The 20,133-nt window shown below is 70.7% G+C and carries 20 protein-coding genes; 9 read left to right on the top strand and 11 right to left on the bottom strand.

Features of this window, described 5'->3' with window-relative positions; translation table 11 throughout:
* Nucleotides 1-219 precede the first annotated feature (219 nt).
* The 3 genes from ACSMXO_RS37225 to ACSMXO_RS37235 all read left to right on the top strand — a co-directional run bounded on the left by ACSMXO_RS37225 (nt 220) and on the right by ACSMXO_RS37235 (nt 4,144).
* Nucleotides 220-1,110: an oxidoreductase gene (locus ACSMXO_RS37225; protein WP_455415598.1), complete on the top strand. Its 891-nt coding sequence runs from the start codon at nt 220-222 to the stop codon at nt 1,108-1,110.
* Nucleotides 1,111-1,294: 184 nt separating this feature from the next.
* Nucleotides 1,295-3,229, top strand: coding sequence for a hypothetical protein (locus ACSMXO_RS37230; protein WP_455415599.1), 1,935 nt, complete (start codon nt 1,295-1,297; stop codon nt 3,227-3,229).
* A 117-nt stretch (nt 3,230-3,346) separates the two neighbouring features.
* Nucleotides 3,347-4,144 (top strand): TIGR02452 family protein, encoded by a 798-nt coding sequence (locus ACSMXO_RS37235; protein WP_455415600.1) that lies wholly within the window; start codon nt 3,347-3,349, stop codon nt 4,142-4,144.
* Between the two features lie 391 nt (nt 4,145-4,535).
* Here the strand turns inward: ACSMXO_RS37235 and ACSMXO_RS37240 are convergent, their stop codons facing one another.
* Nucleotides 4,536-4,802: a DUF6406 domain-containing protein gene (locus ACSMXO_RS37240; RefSeq protein ID WP_432877601.1), complete on the bottom strand. Its 267-nt coding sequence runs from the start codon at nt 4,800-4,802 to the stop codon at nt 4,536-4,538.
* Between the two features lie 8 nt (nt 4,803-4,810).
* Nucleotides 4,811-6,100 carry a C2 family cysteine protease gene (locus ACSMXO_RS37245; RefSeq protein WP_455415601.1) on the bottom strand — a complete coding sequence of 430 codons (1,290 nt, stop codon included), beginning with the start codon at nt 6,098-6,100 and terminating at the stop codon, nt 4,811-4,813.
* A 382-nt stretch (nt 6,101-6,482) separates the two neighbouring features.
* Here ACSMXO_RS37245 and ACSMXO_RS37250 point away from each other — a divergent pair, with 382 nt between their 5' ends.
* A complete protein-coding gene (locus ACSMXO_RS37250; protein ID WP_455415602.1) occupies nt 6,483-6,686 on the top strand; it encodes a hypothetical protein in 204 nt (67 codons plus the stop codon).
* On the top strand, nt 6,683-8,272 hold the full coding sequence (locus tag ACSMXO_RS37255) for a PrsW family intramembrane metalloprotease (protein WP_455415603.1): 1,590 nt from the start codon (nt 6,683-6,685) through the stop codon (nt 8,270-8,272). Before ACSMXO_RS37250 ends, ACSMXO_RS37255 begins: the two co-directional genes overlap by 4 nt.
* A 145-nt stretch (nt 8,273-8,417) precedes the next feature.
* On the opposite strand, the gene ACSMXO_RS37260 is transcribed toward ACSMXO_RS37255, so the two are convergent.
* Nucleotides 8,418-9,179: an LppU/SCO3897 family protein gene (locus ACSMXO_RS37260; protein WP_455415604.1), complete on the bottom strand. Its 762-nt coding sequence runs from the start codon at nt 9,177-9,179 to the stop codon at nt 8,418-8,420.
* A 122-nt stretch (nt 9,180-9,301) separates the two neighbouring features.
* On the opposite strand from ACSMXO_RS37260, the gene ACSMXO_RS37265 reads away from it, so the two are divergent.
* Entirely contained in the window at nt 9,302-9,661 is a 360-nt protein-coding gene (locus tag ACSMXO_RS37265; RefSeq protein WP_455415605.1) for an immunity 51 family protein, read from the top strand.
* Between the two features lie 38 nt (nt 9,662-9,699).
* Here ACSMXO_RS37265 and ACSMXO_RS37270 read toward each other — a convergent pair whose 3' ends face one another.
* Nucleotides 9,700-10,383, bottom strand: a complete 684-nt coding sequence (locus ACSMXO_RS37270) for an epimerase (protein ID WP_455415606.1) — start codon at nt 10,381-10,383, stop codon at nt 9,700-9,702.
* 154 nt (nt 10,384-10,537) lie between these two features.
* Between ACSMXO_RS37270 and ACSMXO_RS37275 the strand changes: the two genes are divergently transcribed.
* The gene (locus ACSMXO_RS37275; protein ID WP_346259330.1) at nt 10,538-11,449 is read left to right on the top strand and encodes a GNAT family N-acetyltransferase; all 912 of its coding nucleotides are present in this window, start codon (nt 10,538-10,540) and stop codon (nt 11,447-11,449) included.
* 75 nt (nt 11,450-11,524) lie between these two features.
* On the opposite strand, the gene ACSMXO_RS37280 is transcribed toward ACSMXO_RS37275, so the two are convergent.
* Genes ACSMXO_RS37280 through ACSMXO_RS37300 form a run of 5 tightly spaced genes read right to left on the bottom strand, consistent with a single transcriptional unit; the run spans nt 11,525 to nt 16,566 of the window.
* On the bottom strand, nt 11,525-12,565 hold the full coding sequence (locus ACSMXO_RS37280; protein ID WP_455415607.1) for an aldo/keto reductase family protein: 1,041 nt from the start codon (nt 12,563-12,565) through the stop codon (nt 11,525-11,527).
* Between the two features lie 11 nt (nt 12,566-12,576).
* Nucleotides 12,577-13,380 carry an ABC transporter permease gene (locus ACSMXO_RS37285; RefSeq protein WP_455415608.1) on the bottom strand — a complete coding sequence of 268 codons (804 nt, stop codon included), beginning with the start codon at nt 13,378-13,380 and terminating at the stop codon, nt 12,577-12,579.
* Between the two features lie 2 nt (nt 13,381-13,382).
* Nucleotides 13,383-14,240, bottom strand: coding sequence for an ABC transporter permease (locus ACSMXO_RS37290; RefSeq protein WP_455415609.1), 858 nt, complete (start codon nt 14,238-14,240; stop codon nt 13,383-13,385).
* Nucleotides 14,237-15,367: an ABC transporter ATP-binding protein gene (locus ACSMXO_RS37295; RefSeq protein WP_455415610.1), complete on the bottom strand. Its 1,131-nt coding sequence runs from the start codon at nt 15,365-15,367 to the stop codon at nt 14,237-14,239. Before ACSMXO_RS37295 ends, ACSMXO_RS37290 begins: the two co-directional genes overlap by 4 nt.
* A 5-nt stretch (nt 15,368-15,372) precedes the next feature.
* On the bottom strand, nt 15,373-16,566 hold the full coding sequence (locus tag ACSMXO_RS37300) for a polyamine ABC transporter substrate-binding protein (protein WP_455415611.1): 1,194 nt from the start codon (nt 16,564-16,566) through the stop codon (nt 15,373-15,375).
* A 153-nt stretch (nt 16,567-16,719) separates the two neighbouring features.
* Here ACSMXO_RS37300 and ACSMXO_RS37305 point away from each other — a divergent pair, with 153 nt between their 5' ends.
* A complete protein-coding gene (locus ACSMXO_RS37305) occupies nt 16,720-17,955 on the top strand; it encodes a discoidin domain-containing protein (RefSeq protein WP_455415612.1) in 1,236 nt (411 codons plus the stop codon).
* A gap of 72 nt (nt 17,956-18,027) precedes the next feature.
* Here ACSMXO_RS37305 and ACSMXO_RS37310 read toward each other — a convergent pair whose 3' ends face one another.
* Together ACSMXO_RS37310 and ACSMXO_RS37315 are read right to left on the bottom strand one after the other, a co-directional pair.
* Nucleotides 18,028-18,216, bottom strand: coding sequence for a DUF397 domain-containing protein (locus ACSMXO_RS37310; protein WP_455415613.1), 189 nt, complete (start codon nt 18,214-18,216; stop codon nt 18,028-18,030).
* Complete coding sequence (locus ACSMXO_RS37315) at nt 18,207-18,974, bottom strand: Scr1 family TA system antitoxin-like transcriptional regulator (RefSeq protein ID WP_455415614.1); 768 nt, start codon at nt 18,972-18,974, stop codon at nt 18,207-18,209. Before ACSMXO_RS37315 ends, ACSMXO_RS37310 begins: the two co-directional genes overlap by 10 nt.
* A 508-nt stretch (nt 18,975-19,482) precedes the next feature.
* On the opposite strand from ACSMXO_RS37315, the gene ACSMXO_RS37320 reads away from it, so the two are divergent.
* Nucleotides 19,483-20,130: a CatB-related O-acetyltransferase gene (locus tag ACSMXO_RS37320; RefSeq protein ID WP_346259321.1), complete on the top strand. Its 648-nt coding sequence runs from the start codon at nt 19,483-19,485 to the stop codon at nt 20,128-20,130.
* The last annotated feature ends 3 nt before the right edge of the window (nt 20,131-20,133 follow it).

The following is a 20,133-nucleotide window of genomic DNA, read 5'->3' on the forward strand; positions in this document are numbered from 1 at the left end:
TGTCCTGATGTTGCCGCGGCCGGCGGTACCGCGCACGCCCGAGGTGCTGCCGTGCCGAGCGGGGTGCTCAGCTCGCCGGCCGAACGGACCGGCGGATCAGCCGGACGGGTGGCGACGAGCCGCTTTCCGGCGCCCGTGGCGGTGGGCGTAGCAGAGTCGAGCACGGGAAGCCGTCGACGGCATCACCTGCGACGACCCGTGCCGAAGGGAAGCGACAGCATGGCCAAGACATGGCTGATCACCGGAAGTTCCCGGGGTCTGGGCCGGGCGCTCAGCCAGGAGGTGCTGGACCGGGGCGACAACCTGCTCGCCACCGCCCGGCAGCCCGACCAGCTCGCCGACTTCGTCACCCGGTACGGCGACCAGGTGCGGCCGTACGCCCTCGACGTCACCGACCCGGCCGCCGCGCGGGCGGCGGTGCAGGCCGCGGTGGAGACCTTCGGCGGGCTGGACGTGGTGGCCAACAACGCCGGCTACGCCAACAGCGCGCCGATCGAGGAGATGCCGGAGGAGGACTTCCGGGCGCAGGTCGAGACGAACCTGTTCGGGGTCGTCAACGTCACCCGGGCGGCCCTGCCGATCCTGCGGGAGCGCCGCTCCGGGCACTTCCTCCAGTTCTCCTCGATCGGTGGCCGGGTCGGCGGCACGCCGGGGCTGGGCGCGTACCAGACCGCGAAGTTCGCCGTGGAGGGCTTCTCCGAGGTGCTGTACAACGAGGTCAAGCCGTTCGGCATCCGGGTCACCATCATCGAGCCCGGCGCCTTCCGGACCGACTGGGGCGGCTCGTCGATGCGGATGGCCGAGGTGGGCGAGGACTACCAGCAGACCGTCGGGCGGCTGCACGCGCTGCGCCGCGACATGGACGGCCAGCAGGCCGGTGACCCGGAACGGGCCGCCCGGGTGATCGCCGATCTCGTCGGGCTCGCCGTACCGCCGCTGCGGCTGCTACTCGGCTCCGACGCGCTGCGTCTCGCCGAGGAGTCGGCGCTGGCCCGCTCCCGGGAGGCGACCGCCTGGGCCGACGTCAGCCGGAGCACCGACTACGACAGCAGCACCGACTTCGCGAAGACGCCGGTGGCGGCGATGCTCGCACCGCGCAGCCCGAACTGACCGCCGCGGGACCCGCCGGGCCCGGAGAAAACCGACGCCGACGGATGGCTTGCCATCCACAGGGGACGTACGCTCGGGCGACGCAAGTTCCACGACGAGCCCATCGGGCTCGGGGACGGGCCTACCATCCGCCGCCCGGGTCCGGCGCGGGCCGTCGACCCCTTTCGACGGCGGAAGGTCAGGAATGAGAACGAGACGCACCATCGCCGTGGCGTCCGCCACGGCGGTGCTCACCGTGCTGTCGCTGTCGCTGGCACCGGCGAGCCAGGCCGCGAACGCGCGCTATCCGCACCTCAACCCCGGGGGCCAGCCACGGCTGACCGAGCGGGTACCGGTCAACGTGGTGTTCCTCGGCTACGAGCCGAACCAGGTGTCCCGGTCGGCCTACCAGGCCGAGCTGCCGCGCGGCTACGAACCGGTGGTCCGGTCCCGGCTCCTCTACGACGTCCGGGAGAAGCTGGGCCTGCACTACACGTACGACTACCGGATCAGCTACGCCGACCGGCGGTACGAGGACCGGTTCTTCGGCGAACTCACCCGGCTGTCCCGGCCCGCCCCGTTGACCACGCTCCAGGCGGATTACAACGCGCAGCAGCGCAACGTCCTCGACATCACCGCGAACCACCATATCGACGCGCCGAGCGTCGAGCGGTGGCTGGCGAAGAACCCGCCGGCCGGGGTGGACACCCGGCGGAACACCGTCTTCTTCATCAACTGGTACGGGCGGTCCGACTTCCGGTTCCACGTCTACACCAAGACCGACGAGCCGGACCCGGACACCGGATACAACTTCGGCGTCGAGCGGGACAGCCGCAAGATCATCGCCTGGGGCGGCACCACCGCGCGGGACGAGGAGAACGGGCTCGGCTCCACCCACCGGATCTGGTTCCACGACCTCTCGGCCGGCCCGGAGTCCTGGACCTCCAACTGGAACGTGGACGAGCCGGACCTCGACGGCAACGGCGTCGAGGACTACCGGATGCCGCCGACCTGGGAATACACCGCCGGTGGCTACCGGGCGCCGGGCAAGCTCGCCGGCGACCTCGGCCTGATCACCCGGTACGTCGCGGTGAACCTGCTCTTCACCAGCTCGCCGCTCTATCCGGCGGAGCTGCCCACGGCCGCGCCCCCGCGCTCGATCAACCTGGACAGCAACGTCTACGAGGGCTGGCCGGGTGTGGACGCCTCGAAGACCTACGTCAAGCCGGACCTGCTCCTGGCCGAGCTGCGCGAACTGCGCTGGCGCAACAAGCTCGACTACGACAGCCAGGACCTGCCGTGGCGCGGTGAGGCCGAGCGCTGCTACCGGCTGGCGGTGGAGGAGGACGTCTCCTGCTATCCGGAGACCGGCTTCCCCGGCTTCGCCAACTTCTATCTGCAGAACCGCAAGGAGCTGGCGCGTACCCAGGACGACCAGGGCCGGGTCGACTACGAGTTGCCGATGTTCAGCTACGCGGTCCCGGAGGGCACCATCACGCCGGCCCTCGGCTTCGCCGACGACAACTACGTCGACGGCACCCAGACGTACGTCTTCGGGTTCATCTCGCCGGAGATCGTCGAAGCCGGGTACGGGCTGACCACGACGCTGATCCACGAGGTGGGGCACCACATCGGGATGAGCCACCCGCACGACGGCTACGACAGCACGTCCGGAGTGGACTACGGGCCAGCCGACGAGTTCTACTTCGTGAACGCCGGTGACCAGACCAACTCGATGATGAGCTACATCGACCTGAACTGGGACTTCAGCCAGTTCGACCACGACAACAGCGACCGGTTCCTGACGGCCGCGTACAACGAGGCGGCCAACCGGCTCGCCGCGGAGGTGCTCGGCTCGCCCCGGTCGTACCGGGCCCGGGACGAGTTGGCGGCGGCGGACCGGCTGCTCGGCCGGGCCAAGGCGGCCCTGGCCAGCCACCAGTACGCCGCCGCGCACGCCTACGCCGACCAGGCGTACGCCGAGGTGGTCGACGGCGCCCGCCAGGCGGGTGTGCCGACCGATCGGGTCGCCGCGCAGATGACGGCGGAGGCGAAGGCCGCCCGGACCAGTGTCGAGGCGGACCACCCGCACGAGTTCATCGACAGTCTCGACCCGGAGGGGCCGCGCAGCCAGCCCTGACGACCGAAGGGTGACGGCGGGCGGGCAGACCCGCCCGCCGTCCACCGACGCCCCGGCCGGCTGCCTGGTGCACGAAACCGAGTCGAGATGGCGACCCGGATCACGCAGGATGGCGGGGTGAGCAGGCGGCTGAGGGCGATCGCCCAGGAGACGGTGGCGGTGCTGGACCGGGGAACCTACCGGACCGAGCAGGGCGGGCAGGTGGCCATCGGCGACGAGGTGGCCCGGGCGGTGGCGGGCACCCGGCTGCACCTGCCCGACGAACTCCTGCCCGCGCCGGAGCCGCTGGCCGGCCCGCCCCGCATCGAGGTGACCGACGAATCCAGCCTGGCGGCGTGCCGGCGGCTCGACGGGGACCGGGCCTGCCTGGTCTTCGCCTCGGCCCGCAACCCCGGCGGTGGTTTTCTCAACGGCGCTCAGGCCCAGGAGGAGAGCATCGCCCGCGCCTCGGCGCTCTATCCGTGTCTCCGGGCCGCCTGGGACTTCTACCTCGCGCACCGGGCCGACCCGGATCTCGGCTACAGCGACCGGGTCGTCTACTCCCCGGGCGTACCCGTATTCCGGGACGACCACGGCACTCCGCTGGCGGCGCCGTACCCGATCTCGTTCCTGACCTCGGCGGCGCCCAACCTCTCCGCGATGCGGCGCAACCAGCCCGACCGGGTCGCGGACGCCCCGGCCATCCTGCGTCGGCGGGCCGCCCGGGTGCTGGCGGTCGCCGCCGGGTACGGGCACCGGCAGCTCGTGCTCGGCGCCTGGGGCTGCGGCGTCTTCGGCAACGACCCGTCGACCGTCGCGGCGGCGTTCGCCGAGGCGCTTCGGGAGAGTCCGTGGTTCGAGCGGGTGGTCTTCGCCGTACTGGACCGGGAGCGCGGCACGCCGACCCTCGCGGCGTTCCAGAAGGTCTTCCGCTGACCGGGTGTCGGTGACTCCACCTAGACGAGTAGTTCCGAATGGATCAGTGGTCGTAGGCGATCAGCGACCGGGTGACGGGGGCGCCGGTCTTGTTGTGTGCCAGATGGCCGAACTTGCCTGCGCGGAAGTGGGCCCGAAGGCGGTCGGAGACCGCCGAGCAGCCTGTGGTTCTCGCCTTGAGAGGTGGGCGCTCGGCGCCCTGCGTGCGGTAGGTGATCCGCGCCACTGTCGGCCCCGGGCTAATCTGATCCTTCACCGGATTCCAACCAGACGGCGCGCTGATACCGGCAGATATCCCGATCCTGATCTGGGTCAGCCCCGGCGACTTCGATCTGGACCGGCTGCGCGCCGAATAGCGACGGCGAGCACTCCGCCTTGGGGTGCGCGAGTTCTAGCCGGCGGCGCGGGCTATCCGGACCACGTAGTCGTACGTCCCGGCGTTCTCGACCCCTTCCAAGATCCATGCTGTCTCACCTACGGTGAATTGCTCGCCCTCACGCAAGGTCAACGTCTGCTCGACGCCGTTGCGCGGCACGACCACCAGGTCCACCCGCACCGGCTCACCGTCCAGCGCCGGGTTGCTGAGGAAGTGCACCGCAACGCGACCGACGCCGAGGTTGCACACGCGACCGTGCCGGAGTACGGCTGACTCAATCATCTTCGCTCCTACTCCAAAGTCGTGTAAACGTCGCGCACGTTGTCCAGAAACTCGCGCATCGTCATCGGCGTCGGGTGCTTGAAGCCCCATGGATTACGCATCTTTACAATTCCATTCTCTACCGACGTTACCTCATAGGCGTGGCCACCGACGAGATCGTGCGGGAGACGACCAACGCCCGGTGGTGGTGACGGGACGCCGATGATCACCGGCTTCTGATTGTCGAGACACGCTCGTAGTTCGGCGGCAGCGGCGGCTTCATTGCCCGGGGTCTTATTCAACGATCGAACGACCGCCGGCTGGCCGGTGAGCTGGGTCAGCAGTTCCGCCCGATTCCCTGCGTTGGTTCCTTCGTCGAGGCGCTCATATCCGCGCGCCGGCGAACTCTGAGCCGCCCGCCGCGCATTCCACGTTTGATCCACTCCCGCCATCGCCTTTTCCATAATGGAGGCCCATGCGACGCCAGTCTCAGTCTGATCGGCATATGCCGACAGGGTCTGGTCGCTCGAGTAGACCGGAACGTCCGGCGTAACCGTCAGCTCCAGTGTCTGTCCCGTGGGCACGGTGCGATCCGGCGCGAGGAACGAGGCCTTGTGCAATGTCACCGTGTACGTCCCGTCAGGATTCTGCTGGATCGCCGACGTGATGTCCCTGGGCCGATGCCCGGCTACCCCGCCGATCGTTGCCAGCGTTCCGCAGTCGCCAAGGTCGCCCTGGATTACCTGATCGCGGGTTACCGGGCCGTCGAAAAGGGGCGGCTGCTTGCCTGATACCGCGCCGAGCGGCTGACCGAACTGCACCGGACGCTGCCCCGGATCGGGCTGCGGCAGGTCTGGCTTGTCGATGTGCGCGTCCGGGCTCCGGTCGAGATCCCCTTCGGGTTGGGACTGCGAGAGCTCTGGTGCAGATGGGGCAAGCTGGCCCGCGGCCGGCGTCGTGCGGGGCGGGTGCTCCGGTTGGTTGGGCTGTGCCACCGGGTCGAACTCTGTCGAGCCCTTCTGCGCCACGTCGGTGCTCGGCGGTGCGCTCTCCGCTGTTTCGGCGGTCAGTGTCTGGGCGACGGCCTGGGTGGCTGGCGCGTGCGGTGTTTCCGGTGGGTGGACCGGAACGCCCGCGATGGCGTTGAGGAGTTGCGGAAGGAACACGGCGAGCACGGCGGGACCGACGACGGCGGCGCCGGCCATCACAGCGGCCGCGGCGATGCCAATCGCGGGAAGCTTCCCATAGCAGCCGGTCAGGCCGTCCGCCATCCCGCCGCAGTCGATGGGTACACCGTCGGCCAGCACGTCGAGAAGCACAGCTGCCCCCGGTTCCGGATATCGATATTGACCTGACATACATGTGCATCAGTCGTCATCGGACTGGGCTAGGGTAACCCACCGGAGTGAGGGGAAAGATGTTATGCCAGACCGACCTGAGCCAGCGGAGGCCGGCCCGCCAGTCCGCGTGATGACGATCCTCGGCCTGGTCGCGGCCGTCGTCCTCATCGCCGCGACCGTCGTCCTCGCCGTATCCTGGCCGACCGCGCCGCAACGCTCCTCTCACCTGCCGATCCGGTTCTACGCATACGACCCGGCGAACGCCCGCCTCTCGCAAGTCTCACGGACGGTATTCCAGAAAGGTCAGATTCCGGTTGCCACGGTGGACGGGAATGCGGTCGACACCGGTCCTCGGAAAGCCGTGCGAGCCACCTGGTACGACGCGCTCGGCCACCAGACCAACAGCGTCGACCTGCCGGATCTCGGCAAGCTCCGCAGCGGTCCGGTGCCGTTGAGCACCACCTCTGCGGTGCCCGCCGGCGACTACCAGTTCGTGCTGGCCACCGTCGAGGACGACCGGGTGGTCGAGGTGCTCGCCTGGGTGCATGTGGAGATCGAGCGATGACCGCAGTTGGTCCGCGGCCGTCGGTGCCCCCGGCAGCGCCCGGGCCGGCCGGCCCGGGCGCTTCAGCCGAGCCCGCCGCGCAGCCGGCCGAGCCCGCCGCGCAGCCGGCCGAGTCGACCGAGCCCGCCGCGCCGGCCCATGGGGACGCGCCACCTTCACCCTCGGTGCACGCGCGGCCGCCCGCCACCTCGCTGCTGTCCGCACCACACGCGCCCGCCCAACCCACACCGCCCGCGCCGGCGCCGACGCCGACGCCGCAGGATCCGACGGCGTACCGGCTCGACCGCCTCGGAGCCGCCGTCGCGATCGGCGGGGGCCTGCTGGCGCTCATCGCCACCGCAGCACTCATCGCCGTCGTCCGGGACGACGACAACTCGCTGCGAACCCTCGGCGCGATCAACCTCGTGGTGATCGGCATCGCCCTGCTCGCCGCGAGCGCCGTCGCGGTCGCCGTCGCCGTCGTCTTCGCGTCAAGCAGCTCCCGGCGTACCCGCTTCCTTGCGTGCGTGCTCGGCAGCGGGGTGGTGTTCGGCGTGCCCGCGATCCTCATGGTCCTCACCGTTGTCCTGGAGATCGGAATCGCCTGGCGGGGCGCGTTGCTGAGCATTCCCACGACCTTCTTTGGACTGTGGACGTTCCGTCGCTTGCAGCGCAACCGAAAGCCACCGTGGTGGCTGGTCCTCGTCGCCTTCGCCTGGGGACTCTTCGTTGCCTCGTACTTCACCCAGATGGTCGAGGTCATGCTGCACATCGCTATCACGGCGGAGGTGCTGCCCGGCACCGCGACGATCATCGGCCACTCGGCAGCCGCCGCAATCCCGGAAGAACTCGTCAAGGGCGCCGGCGTCGCCGCGATCGTGCTGCTCGCCTGGCGGCGGATCGACGGCATGCTCGGCGGCATTGTCGTCGGCGCCTGCGTCGGCCTCGGATTCCAGTTCGCCGAGTCGGTGCTCTACATGGCACAGGGCTTCGACACCGTCCTCTACCAGCACTGGTACCGGCAGGTCACCGGGCTGCTGGTCAGCCACGCCACGTACACGGGGATCATCGGCGCCGGCGTGGGACTGGCCACGCAGCTCACCGGCTGGCGACGGCGAGCCATCTGCGTCGCTAGCGGCTTCGCCTTCGCCGTCGCCGTCCACCTGGTCTGGGACATCTGCGCGATGGGCCACTTCTACTGGGAGTCGGACCATCCGACGCTCCAACTGTTCGTCGTGCAGCCGGTGAATCTGATCGTCCTCAAGGGCCCGGCCTTCGCCGTCCTGCTCTTCCTCGTCATCATGGCACTACGCCACGAAACCCGGTCGCTGCACCGGCAACTGCTGGCTGAAGCGGCCAACCCGCTGGGCGCCATCACTCCGGCCGAAGTCTCCGTGCTGGTGGACGCCCCGCGACGGTTCCGGATGCGGCTGGACACCCTACTGTGGACCAGCCCTGCGGCGTACACGCGGATGAAACGCCTACACGCCGCACAGCTGGACCTGGCGTTCGCCCGATGGCGCCGCGAGCGAGGCGACCTACAGCCCCCGTCGGCCGAAGAGACGCTGCGGCAACGGATCCACCGACTCAAGGCAGACACGCCCTGATCCCGCACCGCCCGGCGTCGGAGCGGGCGAGCATCACATCCCAGCCACCGCGGGGATCGGGTTCCTGCTCGTCGGCTATGGGCGCCATTCCCGCAATGCCCTACTGAGGCGAGAACGGACGACGCCGTTTCGGCGCCGAGGTTCCTCAGACGACCCGGGCGCACAGCTTGCCACCGCGGAAGTCGTCCCAGTAACGGGAGTTTCTTGGGCAGTCGCCGTTGGTGAGCGCGGTGACCTGGAGTATGTAGTCGAAATCCCTGGGGACGGTGCCCTTGCCGCATTGCCACGAGGTCATCAGGCCGTGGCGGCTGATGGCGACGCGTTTCGCATCCTCTTCGCTCACCTCGGCCAGGAAGCATTCGCCTACGCGGAGTTGACGCTCCAAGCAAAGGTAGATCGCATTCCCTCCGGCGGAGTATTTCCACCACGTTTCCGCGTCCAGGGCATCGGAGTTGCAGTCACTGGCGCTCTCCTCCACGCTGGTCACCCGCACGTAGGCGTCCGTGCGGTCGCAGTCGACGGCGTTCGGCACGTCCTCGCTCCACTCGCTGGCGTCGTACGGGTCCATGTATGCGTCCAGACAGTCGCCGGCCGAGATGTCCTCGAACGCTTCGCGGGTGGGATCTGGGGTCGGCGTGGGGCGAGTGGTTGTCCTCGATGGTGACGCCTCTATTGGCGTGGCCGAGTAGGGGAAAGTGCCCGCCTCGGGAGTACCCGCGCGACTGGAGATTGTCACGGCGCCCACCACGACCAGGCATCCTCCGCAGAGGCACAGCATCAGCACCGCGGCGATCACGCCGACGATGATTGCGGTTTTGCGCTTCGGTGTCGGTGGCGCCTCGACCTCAGCGTCCTGCGGAACCTCATCAGAAGGTTCAGGCGCAGCCGGCCGGGGTGGCAGTGTCATTCGGCGATTGTGTCAAAGATCGCTGGCCGCTGTCATCGGCGTCGGGTGCGGCATCCGGGCGTTCATCGGCCAGTCGGGTCATCAGCCAGGTCCCCACGGAACTACTCGTCTAGGATCCTGGCGTGACCGATGCCGACAACTCCTTCAGCCCGCTCAAGTTCTTCGAGTACGACCACAACCCCGGCAACTACTGCCTGATGCTCAGCGACTCCAGCATGGTCGACGTTTCCGACGTCTTCGAGGCCGACGGGCAGGTCGGCAACGGCTACGACTGGACGGCGGTGGCCAGGTCGGTGGTGCGCAGCGACGCCCCCGAGCTCGCCGACCGGCTGCGCTACGACCCGGAGGCGGGCACCTTCGTCGCCTACGGCACCGACCCGGATGCCCTGCGGCAACTGGGCGGGCTGCTCCAGGCCGCCTTCCACGACCGGGCGAAGCTGGCCACGCTGATCCGGGCGGCCGACCCCGACTGGTTCGACTGAGCCGTCCCGTCGGCCCAGGCCCGATAGCCCCGTGCCCGTTACGCCCGTGCGCCGCCCGGCCGGTCGCCGAAGGTGGTCAGGTCCCGGTTTTCCAGCACGCGCCGGGGATAGCCGTGTTCGGCGACGCCGAGCATCGCCAGCCCGATCTGCTCGGTGGTGGTGACGGCACGCGGAAACGCCCGCCGCAGTGCCGGCGCGAGCGGCGCGACCATCGCGTAGAGGGCCCGGTACAACCGCGTCTTGGACCGGATGCCGTGCAGCGGCTGGATGAAGCCGGGCCGGAAGGCGTAGGCGTTCGGCAGCAGCCGGAGCAGCTCGTTCTCGGTCCGGCCCTTGACCCGGGCCCACATGATGCGGCCCCGCTCGGTGCTGTCGGCGCCCTGCCCGGAGACGTAGCCGAAGGTCAGCCCGGGGCTGGCGTCCGCCAGCGCTCGGGCGGCGGCCATCGTCACGTCGTAGGTGACCCGGGTGTAGTCGGCCTCGCTCATCCGGAACGAGGAAACCCCGAGGCAGAAGAAGCAGGCGTCGGCCCCGGCGAATTCCTCCGCCGCACCGGTGAAGTCGAGGAAGTCGGTCCAGACCAGCTCACGCAGCTTCGGGTCCCGCTGTCCGGTCGGGGTGCGGACGACCGCGAGCACGCTGCCGACCCGGGGGTCGCGCAGACACTCGCGGAGCACGCCCTGTCCCACCATGCCGGTCGCGCCGAACAGGATGACCTTCATGCCGTGCCTCTCCGGGCCGTCGGGTGCTGCGCCGGGCCGCCGAGCGCCGCCCACGGATCGAGGGTACGGCCCGCCGTGCTTGATATCCTGGTCGGCGTACCGCACCGGTGGCGGGTTCTCCCAGTTCGCGTCGTGTCCACGCGTGGAGGTCCGCATGTCGTCCATTTCGGTACGCCGGTTCGTCCGCTCCGACCGGGAGCAGGTCACCGCCCTGGTCAACGCGCACATCGGTGCCGTACTCCCCAACGTCTCCGTGTCGGTGCAGGGCTTGCTCAGCCAACTCGAACGGGAGCCCGGCGAGTTCGTCGTCGACCCGTGGGTGGCTGAGCGGGTGGCCCTGGTCGCCGAGCAGCGCGGCCGGATCGTGGCGGCGGCACTGCTGCTGCGTTACCGGCGCGACGAGGACGTGGCGGAGCGGTACCGGGGTGCCGGTGAGATCCGCTGGCTGGTCTGCTGGCCGGAGGCGCCGTACTGGCCGGACGCGTCGGAGGCCGGTGACCTGCTCGCCGCCGCCTGCCTCGCCCAGTTCGCCCGCTGGAACGCCAACCCCCGGTACGCCGACGGCGCCCTGCCGGCCCCCGGCGTGTACGGCGTACCCGAGCAGTGGCCGCACGTCGCCGCGATCTACCGGCGGGCCGGGTTCCGCGCCGAGGGGCGTACCGAAGTCGTGCTGGTGGCCGACGTCGCCGACCTGCTGCGGTCCGGCCCGCCACCCCTGGCCGGGCTGGCCCCGGTCCGGACCGTCGGCGGCAACGGAACCCGGATCTCGGCGGTACGGGACGAGGCCGTGCTCGGCTTCGTGGAGGTGGACACCAACCTGGACACCGGAACCCGGATGTCCCGGCTCGGCGGCTGGGCGGACGTCGGGGAGTTATGGGTCGCCGAGGCGCACCGGCGGCAGGGAATCGGCGGCTGGCTGCTCGGCCAGGCCGCCGCCTGGCTCCGGCTGGGTGAGGTGACCCGGCTGCTCGACTACGCCGACGCCGACCACGCCGACTACCTCGCCTTCCTCGCCGCCACCGGGTTCAGCACGGTGACCCGGACGGTCCGCGAACTCGTCGCCTGACGTCGGGGCGGCACCGGGCTGTCCGGCATCGCTGTCCGGCGGCGGGCCTGTCCGGTGCCGCAGTCCGGCGGCGGGTTATCCGGCGGGCGCCGGTGCCGGGGCGGCCCAGTCGGGTTTGACCGCCATCATCTGCGCGGTCTTGCCAGCGTCGGTCTCGACCAGGTCGCCCAGCGTCTCGTCGACCCGGCGCATCAGCGCGTCGTCGAGGCGTACCCCGGCCGCCGCCGCGTTCTCGGTGACCTGTTCCGGGCGGGACGCCCCGATCAGTGCGGTACTGACGGCGGGCCGCCGCAGCGTCCAGGCGATCGCGAGCTGGGCCATCGAGAGGCCGGCCTCGTCGGCGATCGGGCGCAGCTCCTGGACCTGCTGGAGCAGCCGGTCACCGAGTACCCGCCGGATGAACGTCGGCGCCCGGCCGCCGCTGGCCGCCCGGGAACCCTCCGGCGGAGCCTGGCCGGGCCGGTACTTGCCGGTCAGCACCCCCTGGGCGAGCGGCTGGAAGGCGATCTGGCCGATCCCCTCCGCTTCGCACAGCGGCACCACCTCGGGCTCGATCACCCGCCAGAGCATGTTGTATTGCGGCTGGTTGGCGACGATCCGGTTACGCAGCCCGAGTTCGGCGGCGACGTCCAGCGCGGCCCGGATCTGCGCCGCCGTCCACTCCGAGACGCCGACGTAGAGCACCTTGCCCTGCCGGACCAACTCCTCGAAGGCGGGCAAGGTCTCCGCCAGTGGTGTCCGGTCGTCGAAGCGGTGCGCCTGGTAGAGGTCGACGTAGTCGGTGCCGAGCCGGCGCAGCGAGGCGTGGCAGGACTCCCGCACGTGCTTGCGGGACAGGCCCCGGTCGTTGGGGGCGTCGCCGACCGGCAGGCAGACCTTTGTGGCGATCTCCACCGACTCCCGGCGTACTCCGCGCAGCGCCTCGCCGAGCAGTTCCTCGGCGGCGCCCCGGGCGTAGACGTCGGCGGTGTCGAAGGTGGTGATCCCGGCATCCAGCGCGGCCCGTACGCAGCTCAGCGCCGCCTCTCTCGCCACCAGTTCGCCGTGGGTGAGCCAGTTCCCGTAGGTGATCTCGCTGACCAGCAGGCCGCTGCGGCCGAGATGACGGTGCTCCATGGCGGCCCAGCCTAACCAGAGCGGCGGGTGCTCCGCCGGCCGAGGCGGCTGGCGGCCAACATCAGCAGCGCGACCGCGAACATCGCGGTGCCGACCACGTTCACCTGGGGCGGGATGCCACGCTGGCTGGCTCCCCAGACGTACATCGGGAAGGTGACGGTGGTGCCGGAGTTGAAGTTGGTCACGACGAAGTCGTCGAAGGAGAGCGAGAAGGCGAGCAGTGCGGCGGCCACGATGCCGGGCAGCACCAGCGGCAGGGTGACCCGGCGGAACGCCTGCCACTCGGTGGCGTACAGGTCCATCGCCGCCTCCTCCAGCCGGGTGTCCATTCCGGACAAACGGGCCCGGACGGTGACCACCACGAACGAGACGCAGAACATCACGTGCGCGATCACCACGGTCCAGAAGCCCTGCGGTATCCCGGCGGCGACGAGCAGGGCGAGCAGCGAGGTGCCGAGTACCACCTCCGGGGTGGCGACCGGGGCCAGCACCAGCACGTTGACCGCGGCCCGCCCCCGGAACCGGTGTCGGACCAGCGCGAACGCCATCAGCGTGCCGAGCACGGTGGAGATCGCCGTGGCCACGAACCCGATCTGTACGCTGCGCAGCACCGCCGCGCACATCCCCGGGCCGGCGCACGGGTCCCGCCAGTTGTCCAGGGTGAACTCGGCGAAGTCGTACGACAGCCGGCTGGACGGCTGGTTGAACGACAGCCCGGCCACCACCGCGACCGGCAACAGCAGATAGCCGAGCACCAGCGCGGCGACCGCCAGCACCCAGTGGTCGGCGACGAACCGCCCGAACCTGCCCCCCACCGCTACCGCACCTCCGCAGCCCCGGCCCGGCGCAGCCAGCCGACCACCAGCACCAGGATCGCCGCCATCAGCAGCACCGACAGGGCGGCGCCCTGCGGATAGTCCAGCCGGACCAGGAAGGCCGCGTCGATCACGTTGCCGATCATGTATTCGTTGGGCGTGCCGAGCAGTTCGGCGCTGATGTAGTCGCCGGTGGCCGGGATGAAGGTGAGCAGCGTGCCGGCCACCACCCCGGGCATCGACAGCGGCAGGGTGACCCGCCGGAACACCTGGGCCGGCCGGGCGAAGAGGTCACCGGCCGCCTCCAGCAGTCGGGGGTCGAGCCGCTGGAGGCTGGCGTAGAGCGGCAGCACCATGAACGGCAGGTAGCAGTAGGTCAGGCTGGTGACCACCGCGACCGGCGTGGCGAGCAGCCGGCCGTCCGGGGCGAGCAGGTGCGCCGCGCGCAGCAGCCCGACCACGGCGCCGCCGTCGGCGAGGATGGTCTTCCAGGCCAGCGTCCGGACCAGGAAGCTGGTGAACATCGGCGCCACCACGCAGACCAGCAGCAGGTGCTGCCAGCGCCCGGCGCGCAGCGCGATCACGTACGCGAGCGGATAGCCGAGCAGCAGCGCCAGCAGGGTCGCCAGCCCGGCGTACCCGAAGGAGCGGCCGAGCTGCCCGCCGTACGCCGCCAGCGCGTCCGGGTAGTTGCGCCACGACCAGGTCATCGCGTACCCGGTGGTCAGCGAGCCGGCCGGGTCGTAGAGGCTGGTCGCGCCGAGCTGCACCGCCGGGGCCAGGAAGAAGAGCACCAGCCAGAGCAGCCCGGGCAGCACCAGCAGGTACGGCACCGCCCGGCCGCGCCCGGACCGGCTCACTCCCGCCCCGCCCGCACCGCCGGGACCGTGGCCGTCCCGCCGTCGAGCAGGAAGGCGTGCCGGGGATGCCAGTGCGCCACCACCGGCGCGCCGACCGGGATCCGGGCCGACTCCCCGTCGGCGGCGGCGAAGACCGACAGCTCGACCCCGGCAGCGCTCCGCACCGAGTACTCGGTGCCGACCCCGAGGTAGCCGACATCGCCGACCGTCCCGTCCAGCCACTGGTGCCCGGCCGGCACCTGCTCCGGCGTGCCGGCCAGCCGCACCTTCTCCGGCCGTACCCCGAGCAGCGCCGCACCGGAGTCGACCCTGGCCCGGGCCGACGGCACCGAGAAGCGCCGCCCGTACGCCTCGACCAGCAGGTCGTCACCACTGCGCCCGGTCACCGTGCCGGCGAGCAGGTTGGACCGGCCCAGGAAGGTGGCCACGAAGGCGGTGGCCGGGAACTCGTACAGCTCGGCCGGGGTGCCGAGCTGCTCGACCCGGCCGGCGTTCAGCACCGCCACCGTGTCGGCCAGGGTCATCGCCTCCTCCTGGTCGTGTGTGACGTGCACGAAGGTGCCGCCGACCTCGGCGCGCAGCCGCCGCAGCTCGCCCTGCATCCGGCGGCGCAGCGCCAGGTCGAGCGCGCCGAGCGGCTCGTCCAGCAGCAGTACCCGGGGCCGGTTGACCAGGGCCCGGGCCAGCGCCACCCGCTGCTGCTGCCCACCGGAGAGCTGGTCCGGCCGATGCCGCTCGTACCCGTCGAGCTGCACCAGCGACAGCATCCGGCGCACCTGCCCGGCCACGTCCGGTACGCGTCGCCGCCGCAACCCGAACGCGACGTTGGAGAACACGTCCAGGTGCGGAAAGAGCGCGTAGCTCTGGAACACCGTGTTCACCGGCCGCCGGTACGGCCGCAGCCGGGTGATCTCCTCGTCGCCGAGCAGGATCCGGCCGCCGGTCGGCTCGGTCAGCCCGGCCACCATCCGCAGCGTGGTGGTCTTGCCGCAGCCGGAGGGCCCGAGCAGGGCGAAGTACGAGCCGGCCGGTACGGTCAGGTCGAGCCGGTCCACGGCGGTGACGTCGCCGAATCGCTTGCTGAGCCCGACCAGCCGCAGCGCCCCGGACGGCTCCTCGACGACCATCGGCGTCAACCCCCGATGACCTGCTGGAACTTCGACTCGTACCCGCGTTCCCGGGCCTCGTCCAGCGACATGAACACCTTCGATCGGGCCTGTAGTGCCGCGTCGGGGAAGATCAGCGGATTGGTCGCCAACTCCGGGTCGATCTTCTCCATCTCGGCCTGCGCACCCTGCACCGGGCAGATGTAGTTCACGTACGCGGCGAGCTGGGCGGCCACGGCCGGCTCGTAGTAGTAGTCCATCAGCGCCTCGGCGTTGGCCCGGTGGGTGGCCCGGTTCGGCACCAGCATGTTGTCGGAGTAGAGCATCACCCCGGAGTCGGGGGCGACGAAGCGTACCCGGGCGTCCTCGGCGGCGAGCTGGATGACGTCGCCGGACCAGGCGACGCAGGCCGCGATGTCGCCCCGTGCCAGCTCGGCAGCGTAGTCGTTGCCGGTGAACCGGCGGATCTGCCCGCTCTCGACGGCCCGGCGCAGCTTCTCCAGTGCCTCGTCGAACTGGGCCGGGGTGAAGTTCGCCGGGTCGTGCCCGCCGGCGGCCAACAGCAGCCCCATGGTGTCCCGCATCTCGGCCAGCGCGGTCACCCGACCCTTCAGGTCCGGCCGGGTCAGCAGCTCGTCCACGGTACGCACCTCGCCGGTGACCCGGCCGTTGTAGGCCAGCCCGGCCAGCCCGGACTGCCACGGGATGGCGAGCACGTTGTCGGGGTCGTAGGAGCGGTTTCGCAGCGAGGTCAGCAGGTTGCGGCCGACGTGCGGCAGCCGGCCCGCGTCGAGCCGCTGCACCCAGCCGAGGTTGATCACCCGGGCCGCCATCCAGTCGCTGAGCACGATGATGTCCCGGCCGATCGGCTGGCAGGCGGCGAGCTGGTTACGGATCTTGCCGAAGAACTCGTTGTTGTCGTTGATGTCCTCGGTGTAGCTGACCTGGATGCCGGACCGCCGCTGGAACGCCTCCAGGGTCGGCCGCTTCGACTCGTCGTCCTCGGCCACGTCCAGATACTGCGGCCAGTTCGAGAAGACCAGCGTCTTCTCGGTGCCGGAGAGGTCCTCGCTGGCGCAGCTCGACTCGGTCTGCCGGGCCCCCCTGGTGCCGCAGCCGGCCAGCGCGGTCGTCGCCAGCAGCGCCGCCGAGCCGGCCACGCCGCGCAGCAGCGTCCGCCGGGGCAGCCGCGGCGGCAGGGGATGCGGGCGATCACGCATGTGCGGCTCCTCCGGGTTCGTGTGCCGAGGGGCGGGGGCCTACGGGTCGACCCGCTGGCCGGAGGCGTCGCGGGAGATCCACTCAGACGCAGATCCTGACATGCGACCGTACGACGCCCCACGCGGGTGTGTGCTGGTATATACGATCCCGCCATGCACCCCTGCCGCCCCGCCCGTCTCCGCCGCCGGTCGTTCACCGTTGCCACCCTGGTCGCCCTGCTCGTCGCGGGTTGCACCACCACCACCAGCAGCGTTCCGGACGACGCCGAGGTGACCATCTCCGGGCGGCTGACCCGAGCCGACGGCACACCCGCGGCCGGGGTGAACGTCATGTTGCTCAAGGAAGCCGACGCGGGAGAGGTCATCGGCGGCATCCTGGCCACCGTCACGAGTCTTGGGCTCCTCTGCCTCACCGAGGCCGTGGAGCTGTGCAAGGACGCCCGGAAGGTGAAGACCGACGATACCGGCACCTACACGTTCCGGCTCACCGGCCGGGATACCCGGGGAACGTTCAACACCGCGTCGACGATGGCGATCAGCGCCCGGCTTCCGGGCGAGGGCGAGACCGCCAGCGGGCCGGCCGTCCAGGCCCGGTTCAAGGTCCGTCGCACTGCCATCACCGTTCCCCCGCTCACCTTCTGGGAGCCGGCGGACCTGGTCGTCCGGCCAGACTCCAGCAGGGTCAGCTTCGACTGGTCGGACCGTCCGGGTCCGAAGAACCGGAAACCCCCGAGGTACACGGTCACCGCGACCTCCGGCACCGAAGGCAACGACGTGGTGTGGGTCGCCGACGGCGTCAAGCCGGGCGGATCGTTGGACGCACGGGCGATCGGGGATCTACGCGGCCACCTCCACGTCACCGCCACCCTCAAGGTCACGGACGACGGCACGGAGTTCACCACGCAGTACGACAGTCAGCGCGTCGGCCTGGTCGGAGCCCTCGAACCGCCTCAGTCCCGCGGCGCGGGATGCGCGGTCGCCGGCCGCCGCGGCGAGCCGGAACCCCTCGTACCGTGCTCCCTGACCGACGGCAGGTACGGGCGGCCCTATCGGCTCCGGTCGTGCCTGGAAAGGAACAGCTCCGGCGCCTCGCCGAGCCCTCGGGCGACCGAATCGGCGGAACCCTGCCGTGCCAACACCTTCGTGCAGATCGACCTTGGCGTCCGCCGTCCGATCGCGGCGGTGTTCGCGCATCGCTTGTCGGTTTCGAGCCCGGTCGTGATCGAGACGAGTGACGACGGAATCACCTGGTCGCGGCGGGCCGAGGCCGGCGAGCCGCGTTTCCTGGCGGTCACCCTGCCGCCCGGAATCGACGCCAGGTACCTCCGGCTGTCCCAAGCGGACGGCAGAGGGGTGACCCAACTGTACGAACTCGCGGTCTGGCCGTAGCCGGCGCGGCGGACGGCCCGGAGGCAGCCCGGCGCCCCGGCGCCCGGCCGGACTTCGATCCCCGGGTACGGATCAGCGGTGCTTGGCCAGCCCGACGAAGGCGCGCCACGCGGCCGGGCCGAAGCTCAGCGTGGCACCGTCGCGGTCCTTGCTGTCCCGCACCAGCACCCGGCCGGGCAGGTTGTCCGCCACCTCGACACAGTCGCCGCCGTTGTTGCTGCTCCGGCTGGAGGTGCGCCACCGGGCGCCGGTCATGTCCATGTCTTCGCCACTTCCCTGATCAGGTCGATCGACGGTCGGCGGGGCAGCGCCTCACCGGTGAGGCTCTCCCACCGCTTTCCCAGGCTAGCAATGTCGGATCGATCGTGGAGGATCTGGCCACGTAGCTGGTTGTCCAGATAGGCCAGCTCGGTCCCGTCGTCCAGCCGGGCCAGCACGAACGGCCCGGCCAGCCCGGTGTGCCACGGCACATCCGACGGGATCACCCGGACCTGCACGTGCGGCTCCTCGGCCACCGCCGCCAGGTGGGTCAACTGCTCCCGCATCACCGCCCGGTCGCCGAGCAGCCGGCGCAGCACCACCTCGTCCAGCACCGCGACGAGCTGCGGCGGCTTGTCGCCGGTCAGGATCTCCTGCCGCTTCAGCCGGCTGGCCACGATCTGCTCCACCTGGTCGGCCGGGAGCAGCCCGCCGACCCGCAGCATCGCCCGGGCGTACCCCTCGGTCTGGAGCAGCCCCGGCACGATCAGCGGCTGGTACGACCGCAGCGCGATGGCTTCCTTCTCGACCTCGGCCCACGGCCGGAACCACGGCATGTCCCGGCGCCGGAACGGGTCGGGCCATAGCTCGGCGGGCTCCCGACCGAGGATGGCGGCCACCGCCACCCGGGTCCGGGGATGCGGGACGCGGCCGGGCGAGAGCCACCGCCCGGCGGTCTTCGGGTCCACACCCACCCGTTCGGCCAGGGACTCGGCGGTCTCCCCCGCCGTCGCCATCGCCAGCCGAAGCACCTCGTTCATAGCCGGGCCGCCTTTCGAGAGGTCGGATCGTCCGGGCCAACATATCGACGATGCACATCTATGTCCGCCCGACACGGCCAACTGCCCAGAAAAGGCTTGGAACTGCTCAAACTCGGCACACACGCACCGCATCATCTCGGCGATTCGGGATCTGTAGCTCCCATCGAAAAGGTCACCAGGACGTCCCGAAGTGTCCACACGTGGCCGACACCGACCCGGCTCCCCAGGGCCGCCCGCCGATCGGCGTCGGGCCGCCACCTGCCGATCCGACGTCGGGCCGCTCCGCCGACCCGACACAGGGCCGCCGGCCGGCATATATGCCGGACGAGCGTGATACCACCGAGTCATCATGATGACTCGGTGGTATCACCGCCGAGAGAGAGAGAGAGAGATGCCTGCCAGCCGGGCAGCCGACGGCGGCCCGCCACCCGACTCCGCCGCCACCCGACTCCGCCGCCACCCGACCCGCCCTCGCCCTACCCGCCTTCGCCGTAGGAGCTGATCCGTCATGCCGGGGATTCCCGCCGACCCGACCGTGCTGCACCCGGTGCCCGGGCAGCCTCGGGTAGTGCTGCTGAAACCGCTGGTCACCTCCCCGTTGATCGAGGTCGGGGAGTTCACCTACTACGACGACCCGGACGATCCGACCGCGTTCGAGACCCGCAACGTGCTCTACCACTACGGGCCGGAGCGGCTGGTCATCGGGAAGTTCTGCGCGCTGGGCGAGGGCACCCGGTTCGTCATGAACGGCGCCAACCACCGGATGGACGGGCCGTCGACCTTCCCGTTCCCGATCATGGGCGGCTCCTGGGCTGAGCACTTCGACCTGATCACGGGCCTGCCCGGCCGGGGCGACACGGTGGTCGGCCACGACGTCTGGTTCGGCTACCAGGCGATGGTGATGCCCGGGGTCCGGATCGGCAGCGGGGCGATCGTCGCCTCCGGTTCGGTGGTGGTCGACGACGTACCCGACTACGGCATCGTCGGCGGCAACCCGGCGCGACTGATCCGCCGCCGGTACGGCCACGAGGACGTCGCCCGGCTGCTGGCGCTGGCCTGGTGGGACTGGCCGCTGGAGCAAATAACCGCACACGTACGCACGATCATGGCCGGCAGCGTGGCCGAGCTGGCGGCCGTGGCACCCGGAACCCGGTAACCG

Source organism: Plantactinospora sp. DSM 117369, assembly GCF_053764795.1.

Bases quoted from the DNA above. Each gene is read 5' to 3' on its own strand.
- ACSMXO_RS37225 (WP_455415598.1), top strand. From the start codon at position 220: ATGGCCAAGACATGGCTGATCACCGGAAGTTCCCGGGGTCTGGGCCGG.
- ACSMXO_RS37230 (WP_455415599.1), top strand. From the start codon at position 1,295: ATGAGAACGAGACGCACCATCGCCGTGGCGTCCGCCACGGCGGTGCTC.
- ACSMXO_RS37240 (WP_432877601.1), bottom strand. From the start codon at position 4,802: ATGATTGAGTCAGCCGTACTCCGGCACGGTCGCGTGTGCAACCTCGGC.
- ACSMXO_RS37255 (WP_455415603.1), top strand. From the start codon at position 6,683: ATGACCGCAGTTGGTCCGCGGCCGTCGGTGCCCCCGGCAGCGCCCGGG.
- ACSMXO_RS37260 (WP_455415604.1), bottom strand. From the start codon at position 9,179: ATGACACTGCCACCCCGGCCGGCTGCGCCTGAACCTTCTGATGAGGTT.
- ACSMXO_RS37270 (WP_455415606.1), bottom strand. From the start codon at position 10,383: ATGAAGGTCATCCTGTTCGGCGCGACCGGCATGGTGGGACAGGGCGTG.
- ACSMXO_RS37275 (WP_346259330.1), top strand. From the start codon at position 10,538: ATGTCGTCCATTTCGGTACGCCGGTTCGTCCGCTCCGACCGGGAGCAG.
- ACSMXO_RS37280 (WP_455415607.1), bottom strand. From the start codon at position 12,565: ATGGAGCACCGTCATCTCGGCCGCAGCGGCCTGCTGGTCAGCGAGATC.
- ACSMXO_RS37295 (WP_455415610.1), bottom strand. From the start codon at position 15,367: ATGGTCGTCGAGGAGCCGTCCGGGGCGCTGCGGCTGGTCGGGCTCAGC.
- ACSMXO_RS37300 (WP_455415611.1), bottom strand. From the start codon at position 16,566: ATGCGTGATCGCCCGCATCCCCTGCCGCCGCGGCTGCCCCGGCGGACG.
- ACSMXO_RS37305 (WP_455415612.1), top strand. From the start codon at position 16,720: ATGCACCCCTGCCGCCCCGCCCGTCTCCGCCGCCGGTCGTTCACCGTT.
- ACSMXO_RS37310 (WP_455415613.1), bottom strand. From the start codon at position 18,216: ATGGACATGACCGGCGCCCGGTGGCGCACCTCCAGCCGGAGCAGCAAC.
- ACSMXO_RS37315 (WP_455415614.1), bottom strand. From the start codon at position 18,974: ATGAACGAGGTGCTTCGGCTGGCGATGGCGACGGCGGGGGAGACCGCC.
- ACSMXO_RS37320 (WP_346259321.1), top strand. From the start codon at position 19,483: ATGCCGGGGATTCCCGCCGACCCGACCGTGCTGCACCCGGTGCCCGGG.